Here is a 207-nt window from a genome sequence, read left to right on the forward strand (position 1 = left end):
ATCAGTAAAAAGTTCTTAAACCCCTGGTTACGAACCAGAGACATACCGATAACCGAGGTAAAAATAACCAAAATCAGGGTCATCAGGACACCCAGCACATGGGCAACCTGGATAAAAATAGATATCTCTATGTAAACGTAGAGAAAAATGGCAAGTAATGGTATCCAGCGCAAAGGGCTCTCCTGTTGAAAACAGTCGTTTTCACCA

The 207-nt window shown here is 41.5% G+C and carries 1 protein-coding gene; it reads right to left on the reverse strand.

The annotated features are described in order from the left end of the window. A partial coding sequence (locus tag FDX22_RS21145) for an FxsA family protein (protein WP_186805403.1) occupies positions 1–173 on the reverse strand: 173 nt, incomplete at its 3' end. Positions 174–207: the final 34 nt, after the last annotated feature.

This window comes from Citrobacter sp. TBCS-14, from assembly GCF_005280805.1.
Lineage (GTDB): Bacteria > Pseudomonadota > Gammaproteobacteria > Enterobacterales > Enterobacteriaceae > Citrobacter > Citrobacter gillenii.